6 protein-coding genes and 1 pseudogene are annotated in these 6671 nt (G+C 64.0%); all 7 read left to right on the forward strand.

All coding sequences use genetic code 11. The features are described from left to right. Nucleotides 1-4 precede the first annotated feature (4 nt). The 7 genes and pseudogenes from ACO59D_RS10455 to istB all read left to right on the forward strand — a co-directional run bounded on the left by ACO59D_RS10455 (nt 5) and on the right by istB (nt 6548). Nucleotides 5-715 (forward strand): L-ribulose-5-phosphate 4-epimerase, encoded by a 711-nt coding sequence (locus ACO59D_RS10455; RefSeq protein ID WP_485126929.1) that lies wholly within the window; start codon nt 5-7, stop codon nt 713-715. Nucleotides 716-813: 98 nt separating this feature from the next. Next, nucleotides 814-1674 carry an L-ribulose-5-phosphate 3-epimerase gene (locus ACO59D_RS10460; protein ID WP_485126930.1) on the forward strand — a complete coding sequence of 287 codons (861 nt, stop codon included), beginning with the start codon at nt 814-816 and terminating at the stop codon, nt 1672-1674. Between the two features lie 114 nt (nt 1675-1788). After that, the gene (locus ACO59D_RS10465; RefSeq protein WP_485126931.1) at nt 1789-2472 is read left to right on the forward strand and encodes a transaldolase family protein; all 684 of its coding nucleotides are present in this window, start codon (nt 1789-1791) and stop codon (nt 2470-2472) included. Nucleotides 2473-2545: 73 nt separating this feature from the next. Beyond that, nucleotides 2546-3147 (forward strand): annotated as a pseudogene (locus ACO59D_RS10470) (transketolase); the annotation flags it as partial. Nucleotides 3148-3243: 96 nt separating this feature from the next. Further along, on the forward strand, nt 3244-4179 hold the full coding sequence (locus ACO59D_RS10475) for a transposase (RefSeq protein ID WP_485126932.1): 936 nt from the start codon (nt 3244-3246) through the stop codon (nt 4177-4179). Between the two features lie 109 nt (nt 4180-4288). Next, nucleotides 4289-5818, forward strand: a complete 1530-nt coding sequence (istA, locus tag ACO59D_RS10480; RefSeq protein WP_485126933.1) for an IS21 family transposase — start codon at nt 4289-4291, stop codon at nt 5816-5818. Then, nucleotides 5784-6548, forward strand: coding sequence for an IS21-like element helper ATPase IstB (gene istB, locus ACO59D_RS10485; RefSeq protein ID WP_485126934.1), 765 nt, complete (start codon nt 5784-5786; stop codon nt 6546-6548). The genes istA and istB overlap by 35 nt, the downstream gene beginning before the upstream one ends. Nucleotides 6549-6671 lie beyond the last annotated feature (123 nt).

Consider the following 6671-nt stretch of genomic DNA (forward strand, 5'->3'; position numbering starts at 1 on the left):
GAACATGATGCTCAAGGAACTGCGCGAGAAGGTCTACGAGGCCAACATGGACCTTCCCAAGCACGGACTCGTCGTCTTCACGTGGGGCAACGCCTCGGAGGCCGACCGCGACAAGGGCCTGTTCGCGATCAAGCCCTCCGGTGTCGACTACGACAAGCTCACCCCCGAGTCCATGGTCGTGTGCGACCTCGACGGCAACGTGGTCGAGGGCGACCTCAACCCGTCGTCCGACACCGCAACGCATGCCTACCTCTACCGCACCTGGGAGCAGGTTGGCGGCATCGTCCACACCCACTCAGCGGCCGCGACCGCGTGGGCGCAGGCTGGGCGCTCCATCCCGTGCTATGGCACGACCCAGGCCGACTACTTCTACGGCGAGGTCCCCTGCATGAGGGGCCTCACCAAGGAGGAGATCGAGGAGGCCTACGAGCTCAACACGGGCAAGGTCATTGTCGAGGGCTTCGGCGGCATGGACCCCATGGCCCAGCCCGGCTGCCTCGTGCGCAACCACGGTCCGTTCACCTGGGGAAAGGACGCTGCGGCTGCGGTCTACCACGCCGTGGTCGTGGAGGAGGTCGCCAAGATGTCCCGCGACACCGAGCTGCTCTGCTCCGCCGCCGGCATCAGGCTCGATGACGCGCAGGCGCCCCAGTACCTGCTCGACAAGCACTACTCGCGCAAGCACGGACCCAACGCCTACTACGGCCAGAAGTAGGGTCGAACAAAGCGCCGCATGACGCAGCGGTGATTTGGTAAGAGGGGGGCGCCCCCATGGCGGTGCCATGGGGGCGCCCTTGTGAAAGGGGACCAACAATGAGCAGGCAATACAAGCTCGGCCTGTACGAGAAGGCGACGCCGCAGGGCCTCACGTGGGAGGAGCGCCTGCAGGTCGCGGCAGAGTGCGGCTTTGACTACATGGAGATCTCCGTCGACGAGTCGGATGCCCGCCAGGCGCGTCTCGGCTGGACCGCCGCCGAGCGCGCGGCCGTGGTCGATGCGATGCGCCAGACCGGCATCCCCCTGGGGTCCATGTGCCTCTCGGGCCACCGCAAATGGCCGTTTGGCGCGAAGGACCCCAAGAAGCGCGCGTACAGCCTCGAGATGATGGACAAGGCCCTCGAGCTCGCGTGCGACCTCGGACTCCACATCATCCAGCTCGCCGGCTATGACGCCTACTACGACGAGGACAAGTGGGACGGCTCGCGCCAGTGCTTCGAGGAGAACCTCGCCAAGGCGACCGAGATGGCGGCAGGCGCGGGCGTGGTCATGGGCTTCGAGACCATGGAGACGCCGTTCATGGACACCGTCGGCAAGGCGATGGAGTACGTGGACGCCGTCGACAGCCCCTATCTGGGCGTCTACCCCGACGTGGGCAACCTCACCAACGCCTCGCTCCTCTATGGCAAGAGCGTCGCGGACGACATCGCGCTCGGCCGCGGCCACATCTTCGCAGCCCACATGAAGGCGACCAAGGCCGGCCAGTACCGCGACATGCTCTTTGGCGAGGGCACGACCGACTACGAGGGCGCGCTCAGCCAGCTCGTGCCGCAGGGCGTGCGCCGCTACGTGTGCGAGATGTGGTGCCTCGGCTCCCCGGACTGGAGGCACGGCGTCGCTCACGCCTCCGAGTTCGTGAGGGAGAAGATCGACACCGCGATGGCGAGCCTGTCCTAGGGCCGGCCCACGGCGGGACCCAAGCCCGCACGGCGGTCCTTCTCGCCCGCTGGCGTTTGAATAATTGATTTGCGGCCGCATTTGGCGGGCGCGAGGCACACATGGGAGAAAAGCATGAAGTTCTTTATCGACACCGCGGGCCTGGACGACATCCGCGAGGCCGCGAGCTGGGGCATCCTCGCCGGCGTCACGACCAACCCGAGCCTCTATGCGAAGACCGGCGGCAAGCTCGCCGACTTCGAGCCCCACATGGTCAAGATCGCCCAGATCTGCGAGGGGCTGCCCGTCTCCGCGGAGTCCACGGCAGAGACCACGGAGGGCATGATCAAGGAGGCCGAGCATCTCGCGTCGCCCGCGCCCAACATCGTGGTGAAGCTGCCCGTGACCGAGCAGTCGCCGCCCGCGATCCGCCACCTCGCGCAGGAGGGCATCCGCGTCAGCATGACGCTCGTCTTCGGCGTTACGCAGGCGCTGCCGGGCGCGCGTGCTGGCGCACGCTACATCAGCCCGTTCGTCGGCCGCTTCGACGACATCGGCGACGAGGGCCTCGACCACCTCGCCGACGTCGTTACCGCCGTGCACAGCTTCGAGTACGGCCACTGGGACGAGGAGGGCGGCCCCGAGATCATCACCGCCTCCGTCCGCACGCCGCACCACGTGACGCAGGCAGCGCTCATGGGCGCCGACATCGCGACCGTGCCGTTCGGCGCTCTCAGGAAGTGCGTGCGCCACCCGCTCACCGACCGTGGTCTGGAGCTCTTTGCGGCGGACTGGGCAAAGGTCACCGCGCAGGACTAGGACGACGCAGGCAGCCGGGCGCGACACGCGCGCCCGGCTGCCCCTTTCTTGCGTGACAGGGAGGTAGAACCACATGACCGACGAGGGGTTGAAGAAGGTCGCCCGCGAGGTCCGCAGGGGCATCCTCGTGGGCACCCACGCGGCGAAGTCCGGCCACCCCGGCGGGTCGCTCTCCGCGACCGAGATCCTGGCCCTGCTCTACTTCGAGGAGATGAACGTCGACCCCAAGGACCCGCGCGGCCCCGGGCGCGACAGGTTCGTGCTCTCCAAGGGCCACTGCGCGCCGGCGCTCTACGCCGCGCTCGCGCAGAGGGGCTTCTTCCCGGCGGGCGAGCTCGACACGCTCAGGCACATCGGCTCGAGGCTGCGGGGCCACCCCAACATGAACGACACCCCGGGCGTCGGCATGTCCACCGGCTCGCTCGGCCAGGGCATCTCGGTCGCCGTGGGAATGGCCATCGCCGGCAAGCACTGGGGCGGGGCTACCGCGCCTACGCGCTCTGCGGCGACGGCGAGATCGAGGAGGGCGAGGTCTGGGAGGCCGCCATGCTCGCCGGCAACCACGCCCTCGACAACCTCTGCGTGATCGTGGACAACAACAACCTGCAGATAGACGGCGCGATCGAGGAGGTCAACTCCGCCCAGCCCATAGGGGAGAAGTTCAGGGCCTTCGAGACTTCTGGTGGGTAACACACCGAGGGACCGAGCCTCCCGGCTCCGCCGAACGGTACGATTTTCGCATCTGACGGACGACGGCGATCGGAGCCGAGGGTGGACGCACAGGCCGGGATGCTCGCGCAGCCCTTCGAGAGGTCGATGGGGCTCGGGCCCGAGTGGAGGGTCGAGGACGTCTGGTCCGAGGGGCGCGACGGCGTCCCGGACGAGCTCCACGTGAGGGTCGGGCGCGTCCCCGGGCAGGCCGTGGGGTGCCCGGTCTGCGGCAGGCCCTGCGGCGCCTGCGACACGCGCGGGCGCACCTGGCGCCACCCCGGCATCTGGCAGTGCGAGACGATCGTGCACTGCGCCGTGCCCAGGGCCGACTGCGGGGAGCACGGCAGGAGGACGGTGCCCATGCCCTGGGAGGTGCGCCCCAACTCCCACCTCGCCGCGCCCTTCGGGGCGCAGGTCCTCGTGATGGCCCTCTCCGGCATGGCCGTCACCTCGATCGCGCGCTGGGTCCGTGAGACGGACGGCCGCGTCTGGCACATGCTGAACAGAGCCGTCGGCGGGGCCAGGGAGGGGGCGGACCATTCCGACGTCACCCGCGTCGGGACCGACGACACCGCCAGGAGGCGCGGCCAGGACCACATGTCGACCATGGCCGACCTCGACGGCAGGCGCGTCGTCGCCGTCACCGAGGGCAGGGACAGGGGTGCGACCTCTGAGCCCTGTCAATATAATGGACAGAGGAATCCCAGATTCTATGCTGCCTGCATCGCCTCCGGGTCGCATGCGAGGGCCCTCTCGAAGCGCCCGAAGAACCCCTCCATCACATCTGCCGGCACGCGGTCGCCGATGGGCTCGTGGGGCCGGAGGCGGTCGTGGCACGACCCCATGAGCTCGATCGCCCCGTGCCTCGTCGTGGATGCGTCCAGGAGGCGCTCGCGGTGGCACCGCCCGCTCCTGGGCGTGCCGAGGAGCGACCCTGCGACCGCGTTGCTGTATTTGATACCGTTTTGCTTTAGGAATTGGGCATCGCTCTTTTAGGTTGTGAGCACGAAAAAGTTTCGGGTTTAAGCATGCCCACGCCGACCATCTATGAGGGTCTACCTTGATTGATTGCAGCGTCTTTTGATCAAGGGGGCCAGATGAGGAAATGATCGACGTGGACAAGGTTGAGGATATACGCAAACGCATTCGCAGGGGCGAGACGGTGGCAAGTATTGCCCGTGAGGTGGGTGTCTCGGAACCGACTGTGAGAAAGTATCGGGACATGGAAGATCTCTCACCCAAGCCAAAGGCAAGGCGCACTACCAAAAGCCCGCTACTTGCTTCCTATAAAAGTTTGATAGATACCTGGCTTGAGGATGACAGCAAGAACTGGAGGAAGCAAAGGCACACAGCCAAGCGCGTCTATGACCGGCTAAGACAGGAGGAGGGTTTTGCAGGGTCCTACTCCACTGTCAGACGCTATGTGAGAGCGCACAGAGAGGAGATGGCACGAGAGAGGGACAGGCGTGACACGCAGGGCTGCCTGGAGCTCGAATGGCCTGCCGGTGAGTGCCAGGTCGACTTCGGAGAGGCCGACTTCAGGGTGAGAGGAGTTGTAGAGAGGGGCAAGTACCTCACGGTGAGCTTCCCGCACTCGAACGTGGGACTCACACAGGTCTTCTGGGGCGAGACCTCAGAATGCGTGTGCGAAGGCCTGAAAGCCGTCTTCGAGTCTGTGGGAGGCGTCCCTCAAAGACTCGTCTTCGACAACGCCACCGAGGTGGGGAGAAGGTTCGGCACCGTCATCCGCGTAAGCTCCCTGTTCAAGCTCTTCTCTGCCCACTACGGCTTTGACTACAGCTTCACCAATCCCTATTCGGGAAACGAGAAGGGAAACGTTGAGGCCAAGGTCGGATTTACCCGCCGCAACCTCTTTGTGCCCATCCCTGCCTTCTTCGACGTGAGGGGCTTCAACAGGCGCCTTATCAAGGACTGCCTTGACCAGAGCGCAAACGAGAGCCACTGGAAGCTTGGAACTTTAGAGCTCGAGCTCTTCGAGGAGGACAAACAGGCTCTCTGCCCACTTCCACCCGAGGCTTTTAGCTGTATCAAGTGGGAGACGAGGAAGTGCAGCAAGCAGGGCATCTTTACCCTAGGCGGCATTCACCGCTACTCGGCAGGTCCTGCTTGTGCTGGAAAGGAAGTAGCGCTAGCCCTCGGTGCTTTTGATGTGACAGTGATTGATATAGAGACCGGTGAGGTTGTCACGACCTACGAGAGAGCTTGGCAGAAGGTACCAGCAAACTCATCAGATCCTATCCTGCAGCTCAAGCTCCTGGCTATACGCCCTGGAGGCTGGAGAGACAGCATCGTGAGACAGAGCCTGCCTGAAGAGCTTGTCTCATTCCTCGATAAACAGGACGCCAAAGAGCTCTCGCGAGACCTGAGGATGCTGCGCGATGAGAGCTCCCGCTTCGGGTGGAAGTGTGCGGTCTCTGCCATGTGCTCCTCCCTTGAGAGGACGGGATCGCTTGATGAGGCGTCCGTCTCTCTGGGCTCGACGGTCATCGCATCTGGCATAGAACGCATCTCCTACGACGAGGACGTCGACCTTTCCGTCTATGACAGGGCCCTTGAGCTTCTGGAGGGAGGCAAGGATCATGGCCCAGACGAGCTTCAAGCGCAAGGAGTCTAAGGAGGCCTTCAGGAGGGCCGCCCGCTCCTTCTTCATCTCGAACGACACTATAGAGGACTTCATCGAGACCTCAACTACAGGCCAGCTTGAGGCCACAACCCACATGCTCGAAGACGAGCTCTCCCATAGGGAGGCCGTGAAGAGAGGACGCCTCCTGAGACAGGCGCGCTTCCCCGTCCCCAAGTCCTTCGAGGGCTTCGACTGGACAAACGTTGTCTTTCCCGACTCATGGCCCAAGGAGGAGATGCTCTCGCTCTCGTTTCTTGACAGGGCAGAGGATGTCGTCTTCTTCGGCAAGACCGGGCGGGGCAAGACCCATGTGGCAACAGCTTTGGGCATGAAGTGTGCCTCCTTGGGAAGGCCTGTGCGCTTCTACCAGACGGCCCAGCTTGTGCTGCGTCTCGGAAAGGCCAAGCGCGAGGAGACGCTCGACAAGGTGCTTCAGGAGATAGAGAGGGCAGATTTGGTCATCCTGGACGAGTTCGGCTACGTCCCCTTCGACATAGACGGGGCCCGCCTGCTCTTCCAGGTCATCACCGAATGCTACGAGAGGAGGAGCGTGATATTTACCACCAACATTGAGTTCTCCAAGTGGGGCACTGTCTTCGCAGATGACAAGCTCGCTGCAGCCATCGTGGACAGGGTCATCCACCATGGCAGACTCGTCGAGTTCGAAGGTCCTAGCCACAGGCTAGAAGAGTCTCTGATGTTAGGGAAAGCAGGGAGCTAGTAGGTAGGGTGTGGGCATGCCAAAAGCAGAAAAACTTTCGTGCCCCAACCCGAAAGAAATGTTGACCATTTGGGACTGCGGTGGAAATCTTGGACCGTGAGTGGTGCAGGAGGATCCATGTAC

The sequence above is a fragment of the Tractidigestivibacter sp. genome (genome assembly GCF_057241865.1).